Annotated in this window: 1 protein-coding gene; it reads left to right on the top strand. The window is 67.3% G+C overall.

The genetic code is table 11. The annotated features are described in order from the left end of the window. Positions 1–152 precede the first annotated feature (152 nt). On the top strand, positions 153–1,652 hold the full coding sequence (locus tag A33M_RS20265; RefSeq protein WP_008391328.1) for a phosphomannomutase/phosphoglucomutase: 1,500 nt from the start codon (positions 153–155) through the stop codon (positions 1,650–1,652). Positions 1,653–1,693 lie beyond the last annotated feature (41 nt).

Below are 1,693 nucleotides of genomic sequence, written 5' to 3'. Positions count from 1 at the left end.
GGGGGCGGGCGGGGGGGGGGGGGGGGGGGGGCCCCCGCTTCCACGCGAACGGACACCCCCTCACCCCGACCCTCTCCCCGCCTGCGGGGAGAGGGCGCGCAGGCGCCGTGCCCCGCCCCTAGCCATCGATCCTCCGCCCACACAGGCCGCAAATGTTTCCTCGTCCTCTGTCCGCCCTCGTGCCCAACACCTACGACTACGAATCCCGCCCGCTGGTGAAGCCGACCGGCTTTCGCGAGTACGACGCGCGCTGGCTGTTCGAGACCGAGATCAATTTGATGGGCGTGCAGGCGCTGGGCATGGGGCTCGGCACGCTGGTGCGCCGGCTCGGCGTCGCGCCGGAGATCGTCACCGGCCACGATTTTCGCGGTTACTCGGCCTCGATCAAGACGGCGTTGATCTCCGGCCTGATGGCGGCCGGCTGCAAGGTGCACGACATCGGCCTCGCGGTGACGCCGATGGCCTATTATGCCCAGTTCGCGCTCGACGTGCCGTGCGTCGCGATGGTGACCGCGTCCCACAACGACAATGGCTGGACCGGCGTGAAGATGGGCGCGAACCGCCCGCTCACCTTCGGCCCCGAGGAGATGACGCGGCTGAAGGAGATCGTGCTGTCGGCCGACTTCGATCTCCCTGGCGGCGGCTCCTACGTGTTCGTGGAAGACTTTCCGGAGCGCTACATCGCCGATCTGACGAACCGGCCCAAGCTGAAGCATCCGCTGAAGGTGGTGTGCGCCTGCGGCAACGGCACCGCGGGTGCGTTCGCGCCGAAAGTGCTGGAGGCGATCGGCTGCGAGGTGGTGCCGCTCGACACGAATCTCGACCACACCTTTCCGCGCTACAATCCGAACCCCGAAGACCTCGAGATGCTGCACGCGATCCGTGACGCGGTGCTGGAGAGCGGCGCCGATGTCGGGCTCGGCTTCGACGGCGACGGCGATCGCTGCGGCGTGGTCGACGACACCGGCGAGGAGATTTTTGCCGACAAGGTCGGCGTGCTTTTGGCACGCGACATCTCGGGGCTTCATCCGAACGCGCGCTTCGTGGTCGACGTGAAGTCCACCGGGCTGTTCGTGACGGATCCGGTGCTGCGGGCGAACGGCGTGAGCGTCGATTACTGGAAGACCGGCCACTCCTACATGAAGCGGCGCACCCACGAGCTCGCTGCGCTGGTCGGCTTCGAGAAATCGGGGCACTTCTTCTTCAACGCGCCGTTCGGCCGCGGCTATGACGACGGCCTCGTCTCGGCGCTCGCGGTGTGCGATTTCCTCGACCGCAATCCGGGCAAGAAGCTGTCGGCGCTGCGCGAGGCGCTGCCAATGACATGGCAGTCGCCGACCATGTCGCCGCACTGCGCCGACGAGGAGAAGTACGGCGTGGTCGACGCGGTGGTGAAGCATTTTTGCGACGCGCAGGCGAGCGGCGCACTCGTCGCCGGGCAGAAGATCAGGGACCTCGTGACGGTCAATGGCGTGCGGGTGACGGTCGAGGACGGCACCTGGGGGCTGGTGCGCGCCTCCTCCAACAAGCCGGAGCTGGTGGTGGTGGTGGAAAGCCCGGTCTCCGAGTCCCGTATGCGCGACATGTTCGCCGCGGTCGACGCCGTGCTGCGCACGCATCCCCAGGTCGGTGCGTACAATCAGACGATCTGATACCAACGGCGATAGAGTCCGACCTCGTCCTGAGGAGCACT

Origin of the sequence: Rhodovulum sp. PH10 (genome assembly GCF_000293785.1) — a bacterium.
Taxonomy (GTDB): Bacteria; Pseudomonadota; Alphaproteobacteria; order Rhizobiales; family Xanthobacteraceae; genus Rhodoplanes.
Note: the sequence above shows the minus strand (reverse complement) of the source record. Positions and strands in the feature narration are given on the sequence as shown.